This window comes from Variovorax sp. OV084, from assembly GCF_900111625.1.
GTDB lineage: Bacteria > Pseudomonadota > Gammaproteobacteria > Burkholderiales > Burkholderiaceae_C > Variovorax.
Map to the genome: position 1 here is coordinate 524287 of NZ_FOII01000003.1, position 20049 is coordinate 544335.

The 20049-nt window shown below is 68.8% G+C and carries 19 protein-coding genes and 1 pseudogene; 8 read left to right on the forward strand and 12 right to left on the reverse strand.

Annotation, left to right across the window (positions count from 1 at the left end; all coding sequences use genetic code 11):
- Positions 1-16: 16 nt before the first annotated feature.
- Entirely contained in the window at positions 17-1003 is a 987-nt protein-coding gene (locus tag BMW87_RS12560; protein ID WP_256216737.1) for a LysR family transcriptional regulator, read from the reverse strand.
- Positions 1004-1144: 141 nt separating this feature from the next.
- Here BMW87_RS12560 and BMW87_RS12565 point away from each other — a divergent pair, with 141 nt between their 5' ends.
- The 3 genes from BMW87_RS12565 to BMW87_RS12575 are packed head-to-tail and all read left to right on the forward strand — an operon-like array spanning position 1145 to position 5078.
- Positions 1145-2485, forward strand: coding sequence for a DUF3100 domain-containing protein (locus tag BMW87_RS12565; protein ID WP_093076581.1), 1341 nt, complete (start codon positions 1145-1147; stop codon positions 2483-2485).
- A 20-nt stretch (positions 2486-2505) separates the two neighbouring features.
- A complete protein-coding gene (locus BMW87_RS12570; RefSeq protein WP_093076583.1) occupies positions 2506-3696 on the forward strand; it encodes a M20 aminoacylase family protein in 1191 nt (396 codons plus the stop codon).
- Entirely contained in the window at positions 3693-5078 is a 1386-nt protein-coding gene (locus BMW87_RS12575) for an L-serine ammonia-lyase (protein ID WP_177192765.1), read from the forward strand. The genes BMW87_RS12570 and BMW87_RS12575 overlap by 4 nt, the downstream gene beginning before the upstream one ends.
- Before the next feature lie 12 nt (positions 5079-5090).
- Here the strand turns inward: BMW87_RS12575 and BMW87_RS12580 are convergent, their stop codons facing one another.
- The gene (locus BMW87_RS12580; protein WP_093076586.1) at positions 5091-5699 is read right to left on the reverse strand and encodes a VOC family protein; all 609 of its coding nucleotides are present in this window, start codon (positions 5697-5699) and stop codon (positions 5091-5093) included.
- Positions 5700-5731: 32 nt separating this feature from the next.
- A complete protein-coding gene (locus BMW87_RS12585; RefSeq protein ID WP_093076587.1) occupies positions 5732-6598 on the reverse strand; it encodes a fumarylacetoacetate hydrolase family protein in 867 nt (288 codons plus the stop codon).
- 127 nt (positions 6599-6725) lie between these two features.
- Here BMW87_RS12585 and BMW87_RS12590 point away from each other — a divergent pair, with 127 nt between their 5' ends.
- From BMW87_RS12590 to BMW87_RS12600, 3 genes and pseudogenes are all read left to right on the forward strand, one after another.
- Complete coding sequence (locus BMW87_RS12590) at positions 6726-7643, forward strand: LysR substrate-binding domain-containing protein (protein ID WP_093076589.1); 918 nt, start codon at positions 6726-6728, stop codon at positions 7641-7643.
- A 49-nt stretch (positions 7644-7692) separates the two neighbouring features.
- Positions 7693-8523: an isocitrate lyase/PEP mutase family protein gene (locus BMW87_RS12595; RefSeq protein ID WP_093076590.1), complete on the forward strand. Its 831-nt coding sequence runs from the start codon at positions 7693-7695 to the stop codon at positions 8521-8523.
- A 6-nt stretch (positions 8524-8529) separates the two neighbouring features.
- Positions 8530-9096 (forward strand): annotated as a pseudogene (locus tag BMW87_RS12600) (uracil-DNA glycosylase family protein); the annotation flags it as partial.
- Between the two features lie 28 nt (positions 9097-9124).
- Here the strand turns inward: BMW87_RS12600 and BMW87_RS12605 are convergent.
- Both BMW87_RS12605 and BMW87_RS12610 read right to left on the reverse strand, forming a co-directional pair.
- Positions 9125-10780 (reverse strand): hypothetical protein, encoded by a 1656-nt coding sequence (locus BMW87_RS12605; RefSeq protein WP_093076671.1) that lies wholly within the window; start codon positions 10778-10780, stop codon positions 9125-9127.
- 36 nt (positions 10781-10816) lie between these two features.
- On the reverse strand, positions 10817-11011 hold the full coding sequence (locus tag BMW87_RS12610; protein ID WP_093057023.1) for a YjiS-like domain-containing protein: 195 nt from the start codon (positions 11009-11011) through the stop codon (positions 10817-10819).
- 106 nt (positions 11012-11117) lie between these two features.
- Between BMW87_RS12610 and BMW87_RS12615 the strand changes: the two genes are divergently transcribed.
- Complete coding sequence (locus tag BMW87_RS12615; protein ID WP_093076592.1) at positions 11118-12008, forward strand: LysR family transcriptional regulator; 891 nt, start codon at positions 11118-11120, stop codon at positions 12006-12008.
- On the opposite strand, the gene BMW87_RS12620 is transcribed toward BMW87_RS12615, so the two are convergent.
- From BMW87_RS12620 to BMW87_RS12640, 5 genes are all read right to left on the reverse strand, one after another.
- A complete protein-coding gene (locus tag BMW87_RS12620) occupies positions 11995-13599 on the reverse strand; it encodes a nitric oxide reductase activation protein NorD (RefSeq protein ID WP_093076593.1) in 1605 nt (534 codons plus the stop codon). The genes BMW87_RS12615 and BMW87_RS12620 overlap by 14 nt on opposite strands.
- The gene (locus BMW87_RS12625) at positions 13596-14414 is read right to left on the reverse strand and encodes a CbbQ/NirQ/NorQ/GpvN family protein (protein ID WP_093076595.1); all 819 of its coding nucleotides are present in this window, start codon (positions 14412-14414) and stop codon (positions 13596-13598) included. Before BMW87_RS12625 ends, BMW87_RS12620 begins: the two co-directional genes overlap by 4 nt.
- On the reverse strand, positions 14411-15448 hold the full coding sequence (locus BMW87_RS12630; RefSeq protein ID WP_093076596.1) for an aliphatic amidase: 1038 nt from the start codon (positions 15446-15448) through the stop codon (positions 14411-14413). The genes BMW87_RS12625 and BMW87_RS12630 overlap by 4 nt, the downstream gene beginning before the upstream one ends.
- Before the next feature lie 179 nt (positions 15449-15627).
- Positions 15628-16119, reverse strand: coding sequence for a hypothetical protein (locus BMW87_RS12635; protein WP_093057018.1), 492 nt, complete (start codon positions 16117-16119; stop codon positions 15628-15630).
- On the reverse strand, positions 16116-17054 hold the full coding sequence (locus BMW87_RS12640) for a LysR family transcriptional regulator (protein WP_093076598.1): 939 nt from the start codon (positions 17052-17054) through the stop codon (positions 16116-16118). Before BMW87_RS12640 ends, BMW87_RS12635 begins: the two co-directional genes overlap by 4 nt.
- A 95-nt stretch (positions 17055-17149) precedes the next feature.
- Between BMW87_RS12640 and BMW87_RS12645 the strand changes: the two genes are divergently transcribed.
- Entirely contained in the window at positions 17150-18136 is a 987-nt protein-coding gene (locus BMW87_RS12645; protein ID WP_093076599.1) for an NAD-dependent epimerase/dehydratase family protein, read from the forward strand.
- Between the two features lie 4 nt (positions 18137-18140).
- On the opposite strand, the gene BMW87_RS12650 is transcribed toward BMW87_RS12645, so the two are convergent.
- Together BMW87_RS12650 and BMW87_RS12655 are read right to left on the reverse strand one after the other, a co-directional pair.
- Positions 18141-19085 carry a glutaminase gene (locus BMW87_RS12650; RefSeq protein ID WP_093076601.1) on the reverse strand — a complete coding sequence of 315 codons (945 nt, stop codon included), beginning with the start codon at positions 19083-19085 and terminating at the stop codon, positions 18141-18143.
- Positions 19082-19990, reverse strand: a complete 909-nt coding sequence (locus tag BMW87_RS12655; RefSeq protein ID WP_093076603.1) for a DMT family transporter — start codon at positions 19988-19990, stop codon at positions 19082-19084. The genes BMW87_RS12650 and BMW87_RS12655 overlap by 4 nt, the downstream gene beginning before the upstream one ends.
- Between the last annotated feature and the right edge of the window lie 59 nt (positions 19991-20049).

Consider the following 20049-nt stretch of genomic DNA (forward strand, 5'->3'; position numbering starts at 1 on the left):
CGCGCAATGTCGTGCCTCATGCCGCGGTGCTTCGTGCGCGCGAGGCGGCGCGCTTCTCCGCTTTCTCCGGCTTCTCCTTGCCGGCAGCCAGATCGGCATAACGCCGCATGTCCGCCACCACGCACCGCAGCAATTCGGCAGCGGCCGGCGACAGCATGCGCCCGTGCCGCGACACGATGTGCGAGCGGCCCTGCGACAGCAGCGGGTTCTTCATCGGCAGCTCGACCAGTTCGGGGTTGGTGGCGTTCGGCGTGAGCGAGATGCGCGTGCCCAGCGCATAGCCCAGCCCGGCCGACACGAAGTGGCCGAGCGCGCTGAACGAGGTGGTGGTCAGCAGCGATGGCAGTCGCACGCCTTCGCTGACCTCGGCCGCCTCGATGTGCTGGCGCACGCCGAAGTTGCGATGCAGCGTGGCGCCCGGGTAGGGCAGCAGGTCGGCCAGCTTCAGCGGACGGCCCAGCTGCGCGAGCGGGTGCGTGGCCAGCACCAGCGCCTGGATCGGCTGCGAGTGAGACTGGTGGGAGGTGAGCCTGTCGTCCTTCGGCGGCTGGAACAGCATGCCGATGTGGGCGCGTTCCTCGACCACGCGCTGCACGATCTCGTCGGTGCTCGCCACGTCGAGGTCGATGGTGATCTTCGGGTGCGTGGTCATGAAGTCTCGCAGGCTGTGGCGCATGAGCCAGTCGACGTACCCCTCGCCGGCCACGACGTCGATGTGGCCGCGCTCGATCTTGCGGATGCTGTCCATCTGCGCCATCAGGTGCTGCTTCTGGCTGTTCTGGCGCCGCACGTAGCCAGCCAGCATCTCGCCCGCGTCGGTGGGCACCACGCCGCGGCCGTGGCGCTCCAGCAGCGGCACGCCGCACTCCTGTTCGAGGATGCCGATGGCGCGGCTCACGGCCGAAGGGTCCATGTCGAGCACGTCGGCGGCGCCGCGCACCGAGCCGCTGTCGAGCACCTGCATGAAGTAGCGCACGCGGCGCGTGTCGAGCTTGTCGTCCATGGCCCGGTCTCCTGAAGTTCGTGGCGAGTGTTGCATTCAATGCATCGAATATCCCGATTTACGGTCATTGATGCAATAGACCTGCAAGCCGAAACTCGCCGGCACCCCGCAGGTACTGCGCCACGAAAAGACGCCCCACCCATGACCTCTGCCGCCTCCGTCCTTGCCGCTGCCGCGCCCTCCAGCGCCTCCGGAAAACTCAAGCTCGCGCTCGTCACCCTCGCCATCGTGGCTGTGGCCGAGCTCATCGGCCCGGTGCAGTTCAGCGTCGGCCCGGGCAAGGTGGCGCTGCTGCCGATGCTGTGGGCGCTGCTGATCGCAGCCGCTTGGGGCATCGCGCACAGCCGTGTGCCGGGCGTGGCGCGCGTGGCGACTGCCGAGCAGTCGTTTGCCGGCGGCTTGCTGAATGCGGGCCTGCTGCTGTTCGTGGTGAAGCTGGGCCTCACGGTCGGTGCCGCGCTGCCGCAGGTCAAGCAGGCCGGCTGGGCGCTGCTGTTCCAGGAGTTCGGCCATGCGCTGGGTACTCTGGCGCTGGGCCTGCCGCTGGCGCTGCTGCTGGGCATCAAGCGCGAAGCCGTGGGCGCCACCTTTTCGGTGGGCCGCGAGGGCAACCTCGTGATCATCGGAGAGAAGTACGGCATGGCCTCGCCCGAGGGCCGCGGCGTGCTGGCCGAGTACATCACCGGCACGGTGCTGGGCGCGCTCTTCATCGCGGTGCTGGCGGGCTTCATCGCCAGCCTGCACATCTTCGATCCGCGCTCGCTGGCCATGGGCGCCGGCGTGGGCTCGGGCAGCCTGATGGCCGCGGCGCTGGGCGCCATCGCCGCGCAGCAGCCGGCCGAGATGCTGCCGCAGCTCACAGCGATTGCCGCCGCATCGAACCTGCTGACTACGGTGGCCGGCTTCTACTTCACGCTGTTCCTGTCGCTGCCGCTGTGCTCGTGGCTCTACGGCAAGCTGGAGCCGGTGCTGGGCCGCTTCTCGAAGCGCGGCGCGCAGGACTCGGCAGGCACGGGCGCCGTGTCGCAGGTCAGCGTGGCGCATGGCGGTGCCTTGCCACTGCGCGACACGCTCATCGCCTGGGCGGTGGTGGGTGGCGGCGTGCTCATCGGCAATTCGCTGACCTACAAGGTGCCGATGCTGGTCTCGCTCGAAGGCATGGCTGTGGTGGTGGCGATCGCGCTGGTGGTCGAGGGCATCAAGCGCCTCATGCCGCGCCTGCCGATGGTGCTGGTGCTGTCGGTGGTGGCTACCGTGGTCGGCATTCCGGGCCTGTTCCCGTTCTCCGACGCGCTGATCGCGCTCACCGCCAAGCTCAACTTCCTTGCCTTCACGACGCCGGTGCTCGCGCTGGCCGGCTTCTCCGTCGCGAAAGATCTGCCCGTGTTCCGCCAGCTGGGCTGGCGCATCGTGGTGGTGTCGCTCACCGCCACGGCCGGTACCTTTCTCGGCGCCACGCTGATCGCCGAATTCTTCCACTGACAACCCACGAGAGAACTGCCATGTACCGCGACCCCGACATCGACGAAGACACCCGCGCCCGCATGCTGAGCTGGCGCCGCGACATCCACGCCAACCCCGAGACCGCCTTCGAGGAACACCGCACCGCCAACGTCGTCGCCAACGCGCTGATGCTGATGGGCCTGACGGTGCATCGCGGCCTGGCCGGCACTGGCGTGGTCGGTACGCTGAAGAATGGCGAGGGCCCGGGCATCGCGCTGCGCGCCGACCTCGATGCGCTCAACATGCAAGAGCTGGGCACGCAGGCGCATGCCTCCAAGTGCGCCGGCAAGATGCACGCCTGCGGCCATGACGGCCACACCGCCATGCTGCTCGGCGCGGCCGAGCACCTGTCGCGCCACAAGCCATTCAAGGGCACGGTGCACTTCGTGTTCCAGCCCGCCGAAGAGAACGAGGGCGGTGGCCGCGTGATGGTGGAAGAGGGCCTGTTCGAGCAGTTCCCGGCCGACGCCGTCTACGGCATGCACAACTTCCCGGCCCTGCCGCGCGGCCAGTTCGCGATCCGCAAGGGCACGATGACGGCCTTTCTCGACACCTTCGAGATCGTCATCACCGGCAAGGGCAGCCACGGCGCCATGCCCGAGACCGGCATCGATTCGGTGGTTGTCTCGGCCCAGCTGGTGAACGCACTGCAGACCATCGTGAGCCGCCGCACCGGCGCGACCGATTCGGCCGTGGTGAGCGTCACGCAGATCCACGGCGGCGACACCTGGAACGTGATCCCCGAGACCGTGGTGCTGCGCGGCACCGTGCGCACGCTCGACCCCGTCATTCAAGACCAGACCCAGGCCGCGATGCAGCAGATCTGCGACGGCGTTGCAGTCACGCACGGCGCCCGGGTGGCGCTCGACTACCGCCGCGGCTACCCCGGCGTGGTCAACACGCCCGCCGAGACCGACGCCGCCATCGCCGCCGCCGCCAGCCTGGTCGAGCGCGAGCAGGTGCACACCGACATCCCGCCGGCCATGGGCTCGGAAGACTTCGCCTTCATGCTGCAGAAGCGCCCGGGTGCTTACATCGGCATTGGCGCGGGCGAGGGCCCGAACGATCCGAACGTGCACAACCCGTACTACGACTTCAACGACGCCATCCTGCCGCTGGGCGCCGCCTACTGGGTGGCGCTGGTCAAACAGCAGCTGCCGGCATCAACGGACGAGAGCATGATGCGCTGATGCTCTCCGCCTTCGACATCTTCAAGATCGGCATCGGCCCGTCCAGTTCGCACACCGTCGGGCCGATGCGCGCGGCGCTGCTGTTCGCGCAGTCGCTCGAACGGCGCGGCGTGCTCGCGCAGGTGGCGCGTCTGCACGTTGACCTGTTCGGCTCGCTCGGCGCCACCGGCCACGGCCACGCGACCGACCAGGGCGTGATCCTCGGGCTCTTCGGCGATGCGCCTGACACGGTGCGGCCCGAGACCGTGCAGCCGCGGCTGGAAGCGCTTCGCCGCACCGGCCAGCTGAGCCTGCTGGGCACCACGCCCATTGCCTTCGAGCGCGTGCGCGACATCGCCTTTCGCGGCGAAGAGTCGCTGCCCGAACACCCCAACGCCATGCGCTTCACGGCCTTCGCGGCCGATGGCGGCACGCTGGCCGAGGCCACGTACTTCTCGGTCGGCGGCGGCTTCGTCGTCGAAGGCGGGCAGGCCGTGGCCGCAACGGTGGCGGCTGCTTCCGCCGTGCCGCATCCCTTCACCACCGGCGACGAACTCATGGCGCAATGCCATGACAACGGCCTGTCGGTGGCCGCGCTGGTCATGCGCAACGAATGCGTGTGGCGGCCCGAGGCTGAAGTGCGCAGCGGCCTGCTGCGCATCTGGGGCGTGATGCAGCAGTGCGTGCAACGCGGCTTCGGCATCGACAACCCGCTGGCCGCGCATGCGCTGCCCGGCCCGCTGCGCATGCGCCGCCGTGCCCCCGAGCTGAACCGCGAGCTGCTGGCGCAAGCCGGCGCGGCCGACCCGCTCGCGGTGATGGACTGGGTCAATGCCTTCGCGATGGCGGTGAACGAGGAGAATGCAGCCGGCGGCCGCGTGGTCACCGCGCCCACCAACGGCGCTGCGGGCGTGGTGCCCGCCGTGATGCACTACTACCAGCGCTTCGTGCCGCAGGCGAGCGACGAGGGTATCGTCGACTTCCTGCTCACTGCGGCGGCCATCGGCATGCTCTACAAGACCAACGCTTCCATTTCGGGTGCGGAGGTCGGTTGCCAGGGCGAGGTGGGCGTGGCCTGCTCGATGGCGGCCGGCGCGCTGGCCGCGGTGCTCGGCGCCACGCCGGCGCAGGTCGAGAACGCGGCCGAGATCGGCATGGAGCACAACCTCGGCCTCACCTGCGACCCGGTCGGCGGCATGGTGCAGATCCCCTGCGTCGAGCGCAACGCAATGGGCGCGGTGAAGGCGATCAATGCGGCGCGCATGGCACTGCGCGGCAACGGCAGCCACTACGTGTCGCTCGACGCGGTGATCCGCACCATGAAGCAGACCGGCGAGGACATGAAGTCGACGTACAAGGAAACCTCGCTCGGAGGCCTCGCGGTGAACGTGGTGGAGTGCTGACCGCGCCGAAGCTCAGGGCACGAACATGTCCCACGGCGCCTTGCCTTCCGGCAGCCGGGGCCGTTCGGTGAGCGAAGCCAGTGGCTCGCCGGCCTCGAAGCGCGCAGCCAGCGCTTCGGGGTCGAACACCACGCCCATGAAGTTCTCGGCATAAGCGCCACTGGCGAAGAAGGCGCTGACTTCCTCGGCTGTTTCGAACACGTCGTGCTGCAACTCGAGCCGGTGGCCGTCGGGGTCGCGGTAGTACATCGAGATGGTCGGCCCGTGGTTGATGCACCAGTAGGGCCGGATGCCGCGCGCGGCCAGTCGGCGATGGTTGGCCAGCAATTCGCCGAGAGAGCCGTAGGTGAAGGCGATGTGCTCCAGGCCCTTGCTCGCGTCGGCTTCGTGTTTCAGCTCCGGTCCTGCGATCAGGCCGATGCGGTGGTGCTCGTCGTCGTAGGTCAGGAAGCACAGCATCTCGTTCTCGAACGCGGCATGGGCCTGCAGCACGTCGAGGTACCAAGCACGCGAACGCGCCAGGTCGCTCACGCGCAGCACTACGTGCGCCAGCTTGACGGGGCTGAGCGCGGTGCGCGTGAAGTCGGGTAGCGGGCGTACCGGGGTCGCAATGTCGTTCATGGGTGTCTCCTTCTTTCTTTGGGGCGCAACGCTCAGCCGGCGGGTTCGGCAATCACGCGGTTCTCGATGTGGCCGATGCCTTCGATCTCCACGCGCACCACGTCGCCCGGCACCAGGTAGCGCGGCGGGTCCATCAGCCCGCCGACTCCAGCGGGGCTGCCGGTGCTCAGCACGTCGCCCGGCTCCAGCGTGAAGGCGGTGCTCAGTTCGACCAGCATGGCCTCGATGCGGTGGATCATCTGCGCGGTGTTGCCGTCCTGCCGCAGCTCGCCGTTGACCCAGGTGCGCAGCCGCAGCGCGTGCGGGTCGGCAATCTCGTCGCGCGTCACCAGCCAGGGCCCGAAGGGGCCGTGCGTGTCGAAGGACTTGCCCAGCGTGTGCGTGGGCGCGCGCATCTGCCAGTCGCGCACGCTCATGTCGTTGACCACCACGTAGCCCGCGACCATGGCCATCGCGTCTTCCGCGCGCACGTGGCGGCAGCGCCTGCCGATGACCACGCCGAGTTCGCCCTCGTAGTCGAACTGGTCGGACACGCGGGGCTTGTGCACTGCATCGAAGGGGCCGGCCACGCACGACACCTGCTTGTTGAACCACACCTGGCCCGGTGGCCGAACGAGCCCCAGCTTCGCGGCCTCCTCCAGGTGCGAGGCGTAGTTGCCGCCGAGCCCCAGGAACTTCTGCGGCGCGGGAATGGGCGCCGCCAGCCGCACGCCGGCCAGTGCCACGCGGGGTGCTTCCGCCAGCACGGCGTGCAGCCACGCCATGCCTTCGTCGCCGCACGCAAGGAGTTCGCGCAGCCCGGGCGGCGCGCCGGGCTGGTCCGTCAGGTCGGCGATTTCCTCATTTCGGACCACGCCGAAGCGAAGGGCGTCGCGGTGGTGGAAGCTGGCGAGTTTCATGGCGTGTGCTGGAACGGGTGGTTGACCGAGAGGGAGCGATCGATGATGCTGGTGGAACGAACGCAGAACAATTCGCCCGGCATGAACGGATCGTTCTGCCGGTGGAACGAAAAACAGAACGAGAGACATGGAAGACCTCAACGACCTGGCGCTCTTCGCCCACGTGGTGACGCAGCAGGGCTTCAGCGCAGCGAGCCGGCACCTGGGCATTCCCAAGTCGCGCCTGAGCCGCCGCATCTCGCAGCTCGAGGAGCGCCTGGGCGTGCGACTGCTGCAGCGCAGTTCGCGCCGCCTGCTGCTCACCGGCGTGGGCCGGGAGTTCTACGAGCGCTGCCAGGCCACGGTGGCGGCGGGCGACGAAGCCTTCGACGTGCTGCGCCAGGCCACCTCGCAGCCGCAGGGCCTGCTGCGCGTGAGCTGCCCGTTCACCCTCGCGCAGTTCTGGCTCACGCCGCTGATTCCGGCCTTCATGCGTGCCTGCCCCGGCGTGCGGCTGCAGCTGGAAGTGAGCAACCGGCGCGTCGATCCGATGCAGGAGAACATCGACGTGGTGCTGCGCGTGCGGCGCCCGCCTTTCGAGGACTCCAGCCTCATCGCCCGGCCGCTGGGCTCCACCGTCGACGTGCTGCTGGCCAGCCCCGCGCTGCTGGCGCAGCTTGGCGCGCCGCTGGGGCTCGCCGACCTGGCCGCATGGCCCGTGCTGTCGCTGCCCGCCGAGAACGACCGCTACCGCTGGGCGCTGGAGCGCGGCGCGCAGGTGCAGGAATTCGGCTTCACGCCGCACTTCGTCACCGACGACATGTTCGCGCTCAGGCACCTCGCCGAGCAGGGCATGGGCCTGGCGCTGCTGCCCGAGATCATGTGCCGCGATGCGCTCGCCGAAGGCCGCCTGGTGCGCGTGTGCGGCGAATGGGCCTGTGCGACCAGCGAGATCCAGGCCGCGTTCGCTTCCCGGCGCGGCATGCTGCCGGCGGTGCGCGCCTTCATCGACTACCTGCTGCAAAACCCGCCGGGCGAGGCTGTCGCGCGGACAGGCTTATCCTGACCGGCCCTTCTTTCGTTCCAACTCCCGCAAAGCAAACCGAGGCACTCCAATGACCCGTACCGTCGCCGAGAAACGCGCCGACTTCCGCGCCCTTCACGAACAAGGCTGCTTCGTCATTCCGAACCCCTGGGACACGGGCAGCGCGCGCTTCCTCGAAGGCCTGGGCTTCAAGGCGCTGGCCACCACCAGCTCGGGCTTTGCGTGGTCGCAGGGTCAGGCCGATGGGGCGATGTCGCGCGAACTCATCCTGGCGCACTTGCGTGAGCTGGTGGAAGCCACCGACCTGCCCGTAAATGCCGACTTCGAGAACGGCTTTGCCGCCGATGCACAGGGCGTGGCCGAGAGCGTGCGCCTCGCGATCGAGACCGGTGTGGCGGGCCTGTCCATCGAAGACTCGACGGGCAACGCCGCCGACCCGCTCTTTTCCATCGACGTGGCGGTCGAGCGCATGCGCGCCGCGCGCAAGGCCATCGATGCATCGGGCGCCGACGTGCTGCTGGTCGGCCGCGCCGAGAACTTCTTCGCCGGGCGACCCGACCTGGCCGACGCCATCGCGCGGCTCAAGGCCTATTCGAACGCGGGTGCCGATTGTCTCTACGCGCCCGGCATCAAGACCCGCGAGCAGATCGCCGCCGTGGTTGCTGCCGCAGGAGGCAAGCCGGTCAACCTGCTGGTGGGTGCGGCCAGCGAGTTCACGATGCAGGACATCGCCGGGCTTGGCGTGCGCCGCGTGAGCGTGGGCGGCGGCATGGCGCGCGCGGCCTGGGGCGGCTTCATCCGCGCTGCGCGCACGCTGGCCGACCAGGGGCGCTTCGACGGCTTTGCAGATGCCGCACCGGGCGCCGAGCTCAACGCCTTCTTCCGCCCGTTCGCCGGCTGAGGCACCGTGGATGCACTGCTCGCCGAGATCCGTGCCTGCCGCGTGTGCGAGGCGCATCTGCCGCTGGGCCCGCGGCCAGTGGTGCAGGCCAGCGCGAGCGCCCGGCTGCTGATCGTCGGCCAGGCGCCCAGCATGACCGTGCACCGCACGGGCGTGCCGTGGGACGACAAGAGTGGCGAGCAGCTGCGCCGATGGCTCGGCATCGACCGCGACGTGTTCTACGACGCGACGCGCATTGCGATCATGCCGATGGGCTATTGCTACCCGGGGCGTGGTGCCAGCGGCGACCTGCCGCCGCGCAAGGAGTGCGCCGAGCTGTGGCACGAACGGCTGCTCGCGCAGATGTCGCGCATCGAACTGACGCTGCTCATCGGGCAGTACGCGCAGCGCCACTTCCTCGGCAAGACGGCGCGCGGCAGCGTCACCGAAACCGTGGAGGCCTTCGCCGACTATGCGCCGCGCTTTGTTCCGCTGCCGCATCCTTCGCCGCGCAACACGGGCTGGTTCAAGCACCACCCGTGGTTCGAGAGCGATGTGCTGCCGGTGCTGCGCGAGCGGGTGCGGGAAGCGCTGTTTTCGCCCACGCCATCGCCGCCTGCAACTAGGGCGTTGACTTCGCGCGCCGCGCCGCAGGCCGGCGCGGCGGCTTTGCCTCCAGCACCAGCTCGGCCGGCAGCGCGTCGTTCCATGATTCGGTGAAGTACGCGCGGTCGCTCGGCACCAGCTGGGGCAGCGCTTCGCGCAGCAGGCTCAGCGACTGTTCCGCCGCCTTCAGGTCGCCCGCGTGCGCCGCATACCAGGCGTGCTCGAACAGCAGGCTGCAATGCTGCAGCCCCGGGTAGCGGCGGCGCCCCGCCTGGTGGTCGGCAAGCCGCGCCTGCGCCACGTCGACCCAGCGCGCGGGCCAGTTCGTCGCATCGAAGGCATCGGCGAGCGGACCGGCCAGCTTCGAGATGGCGGCCGGGTCCAGTGGCTTCTGCGCACGGAACTGCGCGAGCGTGGGCTGCTTCTCTGGCCGGCAGTGCCCGCGCGCGATGCGCATCAGGTAGATCGCATTCCACGCCGAGCGGCCCTGGCCGTCGGTGTGGCCGCAGAGCCATTCGCTGAAGGCAATCCATTGCACCGCGCGCCGCGTGGTGTCGGCCTTGCCGTCGTGTGCAAGCGCGGGCAGGTCGGACAACCCTACGCGATCGAACAGCCATGCGGCCATGCCCATGTTGGCGGCCACGTGCTGCGCCGCGTCGAAGGAGTGCGATTCGAAGGCGGCTGCCAGCGCCTCGCCGAAGCGGCGCAGCGATTCTTCGGCCAGCGCGGCCGAGGCAGGCTTGTCTTCGGCCGACAGCGCCAGCGCGCGCGAGCGGCATACCAGCGCCCACAGGTTGCACCACTCGAAGCGCACGTCGGGGTGGTGCCGCAGCACCAGCCCGCGCGCCGCATCTTCGGCCATGCCGCTCAACAGCGACTGCGCCAGCGGCAGGTCGCGCGCGGTGTAGGCACACCATGCGGAGACGATGCATTCCATCGCGCCGAGGTAGTCGTTGCCCGCCACGTGGTGCGCGAGCCGCTGCTTCTTCAACGCCTGCAGCCGCCGACGCGCCTGCTCGTTGTCGCCGAGCCGGCGCCACAGCATGGCCTCGTTGAGCGTGACCAGCGCGCGCTGGAAGTCGGTGGCTGCCAGCGTGCCGGCGAGGCGGATCGATTCGAGCGCGCTCCCGTCGCCACTGCCGTTCCCGCCCGCCACCGGCGCCATCAGCCGGCCCTGCCGCGCCGCCTGCTGCGAGGCGACAAGCTGCTTCCAGAAGGCTGCGTCCTGCAGATGCACCGCGTCGGGCGGCGGCGAGCCGGCGGCTTGGGCTTTGCGCGAACGCAGGCCGAGGAACGACGCCACTTCGGCGGCCGTGGCCGCGCGGCCTTGCACCAGCACGCGCACGCGCTTCGCCTCGGCGGCGGGCAGCCAGAACGGGCCCTGGCTGCGCCGCTCGGCATTCAGGAAGCGGGGCTCGCGCTGCGTGTCTTCGCCCCAGCCGACCTCGATGTTCCAGGCCTTGAAGTCGCGGAACGCGCGGCTCACGACCATGCGCAAGGTGCTGGCATCGGACACTTCGCCGCGCAGGTCGGCCAGCCGCACGACACCGGCGCCGGCATCGTGCGCATGCTGCATGCGCACCAGCAGCCAGAGCGATTGAAAGGCCGCGCGCCGGCCGTTGACCGACTGCGGCGAGGTGAGTTCGATGGAAAGGAGAGCAGGCTTGGGCACGCCCGAATTGAACCTCAAAACGGGCGCAGAACCTGATCAGTGCCGATGGCGGTCCAGCAGCTCGGGCACTTCGCTGCGCCCGATACCCAGGTCGCGCAGATCGTGGTCGCTCATGCCGGCCAGTTGCCGCGAGTCGGCGTGCGCGCGGCGGCTGTTCACCACCCGGCGGCGCCAGCCGCGCAGGGCATGGATCAGGCGTTGATGAAAAGACGATGGCTTGGGCGCGGTCACGATGGGCTCCTTGGTTGGGAGCGCTCATCTTCCGGCGGTGCATGCTATTGTGGAAGTTGAGATTCCTGACACTTCCCATCACCTTTACTGATACTGAGGCGACCCGATGCGACAGCTCAACCTCGATCAACTGCGCACCCTCATCGCCATCGTCGATCTCGGCACCTTCTCGGCGGCGGCCAGGGCGCTGCACCTGGCGCAGCCCACGGTGAGCCTGCACATCAGCGAACTCGAATCGCGCCTCGACGCGCCGCTGGTGGTGCGCGGCAACCGGCGCATCACGCCCACGGCCGCCGGAGCGGCGCTGGTCGAGCGCGGACGCAAGCTGCTGCGCGACACCGACGACGCCGTCGAAGCAGTCAAGCGCCAGGCCGAAGGACGCGTGGGCCGCGTGCGGCTGGGCACTTCGACCGGCGTGCTGGTCGACCTGCTGCCGCAGGTGCTCGAAGCGCTGGGGGAGGAGCATTCGGGCATCGACGTCGAAGTGAGCATCCGCGGCTCCTACGAGGCCATGGAACGGCTGGCGGCGGGCACGCTCGACATTGGCCTGGTCGCCATTCCGCAGCCGCCGCTGCGCGGCATCGTCGTCACGCCGTGGTGCGAGCAGCCCATGATGGCTTTCGTGCCGCAGCGCTGGAAGGCGCCCAGGCGCGTCACGCCGGCCTGGCTGGCGACGCAGCCGCTGATCTTCAACGAGGCGACCACGCACATGTACCGGCTCACGATGGAGTGGTTCGCAGATGCCGGCTTCGCGCCGCGCGCACGCATCGAGCTCAACTACGACGCGGCCATGCGCAGCCTGGTGGCGGCCGGCTATGGCGCCGCGCTGCTGCCGCTGCAGCAGTCCACCGACACGGTGCGCAACGACCGCATGCAGATCCTGCCGGTGAGCCCGAAGCTCACGCGCCGCGTGGGCATTGCGCATCGCCAGCACGCGATGCTCGACGGCGCGACGCTGAGCGTGCTGAAGGTGCTGACGGCGTTCAGCCAGGCCTGAGCATCCCGAGCCGGGCGCTCATGCGCGCCAGGCGCTGGGGGAGCGTGCGTACATCGTCGGCAATGCCGTGATTGCGCCAGCCGAAGATGCGGCGAACATAGGCATCGGCTGCGCCGTCCACCGCAATGCAGGCGGTGTGCACGCCGGCTTCGCGCGCCTCGGCCACGGCCTGGCGGGCGTCTTCGACCAGGTACCCGGGGTCGTGCACGTCGATGTCGGAAGGCGCGCCGTCGGTCACGAGCAGGATCGCGCGCTGGCCCGCGGGCTCGCCGTGCAGGTGCGAGGTCGCATGGCGAAGCGCGGCGCCCATGCGCGTGGAGTAGCGCCCCTGCACCGCGCCGATGGTGGCGCGCGACGCGGCATCGAGCGGCTGGCCGAAGTCGAGCAGGCGGTAGTAATAGACCTCGGCGCGCGTGTTCGACGAAAAGCCGTGGATCGCGAGGCGGTCGATGCCTTGCGTGTTCGATGTGGCAAGCAGCAGCGCGGCCCGCTTTTCGATGTCGAGCAGCGAGACGGTGTGCGGGCCCGCATCGTTCGCCGATGCCGACAGGTCGAGCAGCACGAGCAGGCTCGAAGGGCGCGGGCCCTTGCCGGGGCGCATGAACAGGCGGGGGTCGGGCTGCAGGCGCAGGCGGCGGTCGATCAGTACTTCAATGGCGGCGTTCAGGTCGATTTCATCGCCTTCCCATTGGCGGCGCAGCCGGTGCGTGCGGTCGAGATGGCGGGAGCGGGGCAGGGCGAGCGGAGGGATGCGTTTGCTGTCGGCCGTGGCTTGCTCGCGCGGTGCGCTGAGGCCTTGCCATGCGGGCAGCTTCTCGATCACCGTGCACCAGTCGGGGCGCAGGCGCTCCAGCTTGCGGTCCCATTCGGGGTAGGTGTAGCGGCCCAGTTCCATCTCATCCATGCCGCCGGCTGACGGGTGGCCGCTGCCTTCGCCAAGCGCCCCCGATTGCTGGAGCGCGATGGCCTCGTCCGGCGGCGTATCGGCGTCACCGAAATCCCAGAGGTAGCTGTTGTCGTCGCGGTAGGGTGCGGGCACCGCGTAGTCCCGGGGCTCGAAGCGAACGCGCATCTGGCCGAGGTCGTTGGCGAGGATGGAGGCGATGGCGCGGAAGGCGTCGCAGTCTTCAAGGCCAGTGCGTGCGACGGTTTCGTCGAAAAGGCGGCGAGCCTTGTTGACCCAGTGGTTGTCGTCCTGCCATGCGGGCAGCATCAGCATGCGGTCCATGCGCGCGACGAGCGCCGCGAAGCCCAGGTCCAGCGGGTCGGGCACGGGCGCCAGCGATTCAGCGAACCAACCGTGCAGGCCGGGGAAGTCGCGGCACAGCAGGCGTTCGACGCGCGCGTCCTCGATTGCCGAGATCACCGCGATGCCCATGGGCTTGAGCGCACGCGCTGGACGGGCAGGCGTGGAGTGGCGCAGGTGCGCGACCGCATGCGCGACCATGGCGCGGCGCAAGCGTTCTTCGCCAGTGCCTTCAGGCAGCAACAGGCGCTTGCCGACGAGCACGGCGCGTGGTCCGGCCAGCGCCTGAACTTCGACATCGATGCCGGCAAGGCCACGGGCCAGCAGCGACAACGCAGCGTTCATCCGAACTGCGCTTCGACAAAGCCCTGTAGCGCGCTCGCCATGTCGGGGTCGTCGGTCAGCGCGCGCGTCATCGTCATCTCGCAACTCTCGCGCGGCGTCACGCCGTCGCGGATCAGCACGCCCGCATAGATCAGCATGCGCGTCGACACGCCTTCGTCGAGCCCCCGGTGCTTCAGCTCGCGCGAGCAGCGCGCGATGGCCACCAGCTTCGCCGCGAGGTCGAGTCCGATGGCGGCTTCGTGCGACACGATCTCCGCTTCGAGCGTGCTGCCGGGGTAGTCGAATTCCAGCGCCGCAAAGCGCTGGCGCGTCGAAGGCTTCATGTCCTTCGCGCTGCTCTGGTAGCCGGGGTTGTATGACACCACGAGTTGAAAGTCGGGATGCGCGCGCACCAGCTCGCCCTTCTTGTCGAGCGGCAGGATGCGCCGCGCGTCCGTCAGCGGGTGGATCACCACGGTGGTGTCCTGCCGCGCTTCCACTACCTCGTCGAGATAGCAGATGCCGCCGTGCCGCACGGCGAGTGTCAGCGGCCCGTCGTGCCAGGCCGTGCCGTTGGCGTCGAGCAGGTAGCGCCCGACGAGGTCGGAGGCCGTCATGTCCTCGTTGCAGGCCAGCGTGACCAGCGGCCGGCCCAGCGACCACGCCATGTGCTCCACGAAGCGGGTCTTGCCGCAGCCGGTCGGGCCTTTCAGGATCAGCGGCATGCGGTGGCGGTACGCCTGCCGGTACAGCGCCACCTCGTTGCCCGCGGGCCGGTAGAAGGGCTCGGTCTCGATGCGGTAGGCAGCCAGCGGATCGGGAACCGCCGCGTTCATCGGTGCTGGGCCGGCTCGTTCGGAATGCCCTCTATAGGGCACTCCGGCGTGCCCACCGTGCTGCGCGTGAACGACTCCACCATTTCGCGCGTGCCCTCTGGGTCGTTGATCCACTTCGTGTAGAAGTTGTACGGGCAGGCTGCCACGCCCTTGTCGCCGTCGCCGGAGTTGATGGTGCCGGTGTAGCCGCGGTGCACGAGCTTGAACAGGTGGTTCTGCGACTGGCCGTTCTTGCGCGCATCGCGGATGAGGCCCATCGAAAGCTCGGCGTAGTTGATGCCCATCTCTTCCTCGCCGCATTCGCCCAGCGTGCGGCCGTCGAAGCCGATCAGCGCCGAGTGGCCGAAGTACGAGTACACGCCGTCGAAGCCCGCCGCGTTGGCCACCGCCACGTAGGTGTTGTTCATGAAGGCCATGGCCTTCGATACCATGATCTGCTGCTCCTTGGCCGGGTACATGTAGCCCTGGCAGCGCACGATGAGCTCGGCGCCGCGCATCGCGCAGTCGCGCCAGATCTCGGGGTAGTTGCCGTCGTCGCAGATGATCAGGCTGATCTTCATGCCCTTGGGGCCATCGCTCACGTAGGTGCAGTCGCCCGGATACCAGCCCTCGATGGGCACCCACGGCATGATCTTGCGGTACTTCTGGACGATCTCGCCCTGGTTGTTCATCAGGATCAGCGTGTTGTAGGGCGCCTTGTTCGGGTGCTCCTCATGGCGCTCGCCGGTCAGCGAGAACACGCCCCACACGTTGGCGCGGCGGCAGGCGTCGGCAAAGATCGCGGTCTCCTCGCCCGGCACGGTGGCCGCGGTGTCGTACATCTCCTTGGCGTCGTACATGATCCCGTGCGTCGAATACTCCGGGAAGATCACCAGGTCCATGCCCGGCAGGCCCTTCTTCATGCCGACCAGCATTTCGCCGATCTTGCGGGCGTTGTCCAGCACCTCTGCCTTGGTGTGCAGGCGGGGCATCTTGTAGTTGACGACCGCGACGCCCACGCAATCGTTGCTGCTCGAAATATCACCATGTCTCATGACGCTGCTCCTGAAGGATGGTTGAGAAAGAAAACAAACAAAAAGGGCCCGAACCGGGGTTCAACCGGTTCGGGCCTGTCTGTCTGCGGTGCAACGGGTTCGTGTCGTCGAAGCCGATTGTTCTCAACTCAGCGCGGGCTGCACATACGTCATTTCGCTGATTGCGGTGGGTGCTGTGTTCAGCGGGGGCGCGCGTAGCCGGATTCGATCCAGGCGGTGGCGCTGGAGGCGGTGAGCCTGAAGGCGGGTGACACGTTGACGCTGGCGAGCTCGGAGTCGTCGGCGTCGTCATAGGCGGTGAGCGTGGCCGAGGGGTTGTCCTCGTCGGGCACGATGCCCAGGGCCACGCGAATGCGCTGGTCGTTGCGCGCGGTGACGGTCACGCTCTTGTTGAGCGTGGCGTGCAGCTGCTGCTCGTGGCGGCGGATGACTTCGGCGGCGGTCTTCACGAGCGTGGAAAAGGCGGGGCCGTCGAGCGGCTTCGGATTCTTCTTGTCGCGGCCCATGGTCCAGGGGCCGACCAGTGCCGGCTCGGGGTCGCCGTGGCGGGTCATCTCGACGGCCCAGCCGTCGTCTTCCTCGTTCTTGATGATGCGGGCGGTCCAGCGGTCGTCGCGCCAGAGGCGGTCTTCCTGCAGGGGGAGGGTGTCGGAGTCTGTCGGGTCGGTCATTCGGGTGTCGTTGGTCTGGCGCGGAGTATTTTCGCCTCTGCCGCAGGGCCACCGATGTAGAGCGAGAGGCCTTCGACCAGTGCGTCGAAGGCGGCGCGGCAGCGCGGGCTGTTGCGCAGGTCTTCGTGCATCGTGACCCAGGTGTCGAGCTTCAGCGAGAAGGTGCGCGGCATCAGCCGCACCAGCGCGTCGTTGCGCCTGGCCAGCGCCACCTGGCAGATGCCGACGCCCGCGCCCGCGCGGATCAGCGCCAGCTGCGCGAGGTCGCTGTCGGTGCGCAGCGAAAAGCCATCGCGCGAAAAGACCTTGAGCGACTTGCCCGCGTTGCGCACGAAGGCCGAGGGCTGGTCGTAGCCAATCACCGAATGCGCGGCCAGCTCCTCGAGCTTGCGCGGCGTGCCGTGGCGGGCGAGGTAGTCGCGGTGCGCATGGAAGCCCAACTCGATGTTGCCTATGCGGCGCGCCAGCAGCTGCTCTTGCCTGGGCCGCACCATGCGCACGGCGATGTCGGCCTCGCGCTGAAGCAGGTCCTGCACGCGGTTGGTCGACACCAGCTCGACCTTCAGCGCCGGGTGCGCCTCGCGCAGCCGCGCCACGATGGGCGGCAGCACTTCGACGCTGACCACCTCGCTGGCCGACACCCGCACCACGCCGCGCACGCCTTCGCCCTGGCTGCTGGCGGCCCGCTCCAGCGAGGCGGCGGTGCTTTCCATGGCCTCGGCATGCGCGCGCAACGACAGCGCCACCTCGGTGGGAAGCAGCCCTGTCTGCGAGCGTGTGAAGAGCACCACGCCCAGCGCCTCTTCGAGCGCTGCCACGTGGCGCCCGGCCGTGGGCTGCGTGATGCCGAGCGCGCGCGCCGCGCCCGAGAGAGAGCCCTCGCGCAGCACGCCGAGGAAGGAGCGGTACAGCTCCCAGCCGATGTTCGAAGTCATACATAAATGTATGGCCGATGGCTTATGTTCGGCAATTCCAATTGAACCCTGCCGAACCCAGAATTTCTCCATCGACAACTGTTCTGGAGCATTTCATGGCACGCAACGACACGGTTCTGGTTCTTGGCGCAACGGGCGGCATCGGCGGTGAGGTAGCCCACCAGCTGCGCGATGCGGGCTGGGAGGTGCGCGCGCTCAAGCGCGGCGCGACCGAAGGACGCAGGGACGGCATCACCTGGCTGGCTGGCGACGCAATGGACGCGCAGGCTGTGCGCCAGGCCGCGAAGGGCTGCTCGGTCATCGTGCATGCGGTCAACCCGCCGGGCTACCGCCGCTGGTCGGAGCTGGTGCTGCCGATGCTCGACAACACCATCGCCGCCGCGAAGGCCGAAGGCGCGACGATCGTGCTGCCCGGCACGGTCTACAACTTCGGCCCCGATGCCTTCCCGCTGCTGGCCGAAGACTCGCCGCAGCATCCGGCCACGCGCAAGGGCGCGATCCGCGTCGAGATGGAACGGCGCCTCGAAGACGCCAGCCGCCAGGGTGCCCGCGTGCTGATCGTGCGCGCTGGCGATTTCTTCGGACCGAAGGCCGGCAACAACTGGTTCTCGCAGGGGCTGGTGAAGGCGGGCCAGCCCGTCAAGGGCGTGAGCTATCCCGGCCGCGCCGGCATTGGCCACCAGTGGTCGTACCTGCCGGACGTGGCCCGCACCATGGTCGAGCTGCTGGCGCGGCGTGACCGGCTCGAAGCCTTCGCCCGCTTCCACATGGCCGGCCATTGGGACGCCGACGGCACGCGCATGAGCGATGCCATCCGCAAGGTAGTTGCTCGCCGCACAGGTGCCAAGGTGAGTGTGTCGGCCTTTCCGTGGTGGCTGCTGGCGCTGGCCTCGCCCTTCGTCACCACCTTCCGCGAAATGCGCGAGATGCGCTACCTGTGGCAAACGCCCGTGGGCATGGACAACGCGAAGCTGGTTGCCTTCCTGGGTCGTGAGCCGCACACGCCGCTCGACGAGGCAGTGGAGGCCGCGCTGGAAGGCATGGGCAGCCTGGCCACGGCGCCGGTGGCCATGGCGGCCTGATCGATCAGAAGACCGACAGCCCCGTGTGCGCGACGAAGAGCTCCAGTGCCTTCATGCCCAGCAGCGAATTGCCGGTGGCATCGAGCGCGGGCGACCACACGCACAGCGTGAGCTTGTCGGGCACCACCGCCACGATGCCGCCGCCCACGCCGCTCTTGCAGGGCAGGCCGATGGAAAAGGCCACGTCGCCCGCCGCGTCGTAGGTGCCGCAGGTGAGCATCAGCGCGTTGATGCGGCGCGTCTGCCGCTCGCCCGTGATCTCGGGCTCGCCGTCGATCGGGTGCGCCCCGTCGCGGCAAAGGAAGGCGGCGGCGCGCGCCAGTTGCCGGCAGCTCATGCGCAGCGAGCACTGGTGGAAGTAGGTGTCGAGCACGGTCGCGACGTCGTTGTCGATCTTGCCGAAGCTCTTCATGAAGTTGGCCAGCGCGACGTTGCGAAAACCCGTGTCGGCCTCCGACTGCGCCACTTCGTCGTCGAAGCCGATGGACTCGCCGCACAGGCTGCCCATGAGCGCGAGGATGTCGGCCTTCGCGCTGCCGCCGGTGGCCTTCGCCTGGCTCACCAGCCGGTCGGCCACTGCTATGGCGCCGGCATTGATGAACGGGTTGCGGGGCTTGCCCTGTTCGTTTTCGAGCTGCACCAGCGAGTTGAACGGATTGCCCGAGGGCTCGCGCCCGATGCGCTCCCACAGCGCGTCGCCCATGCGCTGCATGGCGAGCGTGAGCGTGAAGAGTTTCGACACGCTCTGGATGGAGAAGGGCGTCTCGAAGTCGCCCGCGCCGGCTTCTTCGCCCTGGCAGGTACGCAGCGCGATGCCGAACTGCCGCGCGTCCACGCGGGCGAGCGCCGGGATGTAGCTCGCGACGGTGCCGCCCTGGCCGAGCTGCGGACGCAGCGTGGCGACGATCTCGTCGAGAACGGGCTGGAAGTTCGTTGTGGTCTTGCTCATGCCGAGCGTTGTACCGCAGGCCGCCGGTTCACCAGCACGATGCCCAGCGCCACGCCGGCCAGTGCCACGATCAGCTGCGCCGTGAGCGGCTCCTTCAGCAGCACCACGCCGAACACCAGCGCGAACAGCGGCGTGAGAAAGGTGAAGGACGACATCTGCGTGGCCGGGTAGTGCCGCAGCAGCCACATCCACGCGAGGTAGCTGGCGAAGGCGCCGACCACCGTCTGCAGGCCGATGGAAGTCCAGGCCCACGCGGAATACGAAAAGCCCCAGTGCTCGCCGAGCGCCAGCGACAGCACCGGGCACACCGCCGCCGTTACCGCCACTTGATAGAACAGCGTCTTCTCCGCACTGGCCGTGGCCAGGCGCGTGGTGCGCAGGGTGAGCGTGGTCAGGCCCCAGAGCATGCCGGCCGCCAGCGCCATGCCGTCGCCGATGAGCTGCGACGAACTCATGTGGCCGAAGCCCTCGCTGAAGGCCAGCACCACGCCCGAGAACGCAATGAACAGCCCCAGCCACTGGAAGCCCCGCAGCCGCTCGGCCGGCACCCAGCGCGGCAGCAGCAGCGACACCCAGAAAGGCGCGGTGTAGAGAAACACCGTGAGCCGCGAGGCGCTGGTGTGCTGCAGCCCCAGGTAGATGCCGGCGAACTCGCCAGAGAACAGCAGGCCGGCCAGCAAGCCGGGCCACAGCGTGCCGTCGCGCTCGAACAGTGGCACGCCTCGCGATACACACCACAGCCACAGCAGCACCGTGGCGCCGATCATGCGGATCGAGGCCTGCCACATCGGCGGCACCTCGGCCACGGTGGTCTTGATGAGGATCTGCTGCAGGCCCCAGAAGGCGCAGCAGGCAATGAGCAGGCCGATGGCGAGGGAGTCGAGGTGGGTCTTGCGCTGGATCATTCGGGGCCGGTCAGTCGCGGCGGATTGCCGCGTAATTCATCCGATGATCGTATCGTGCC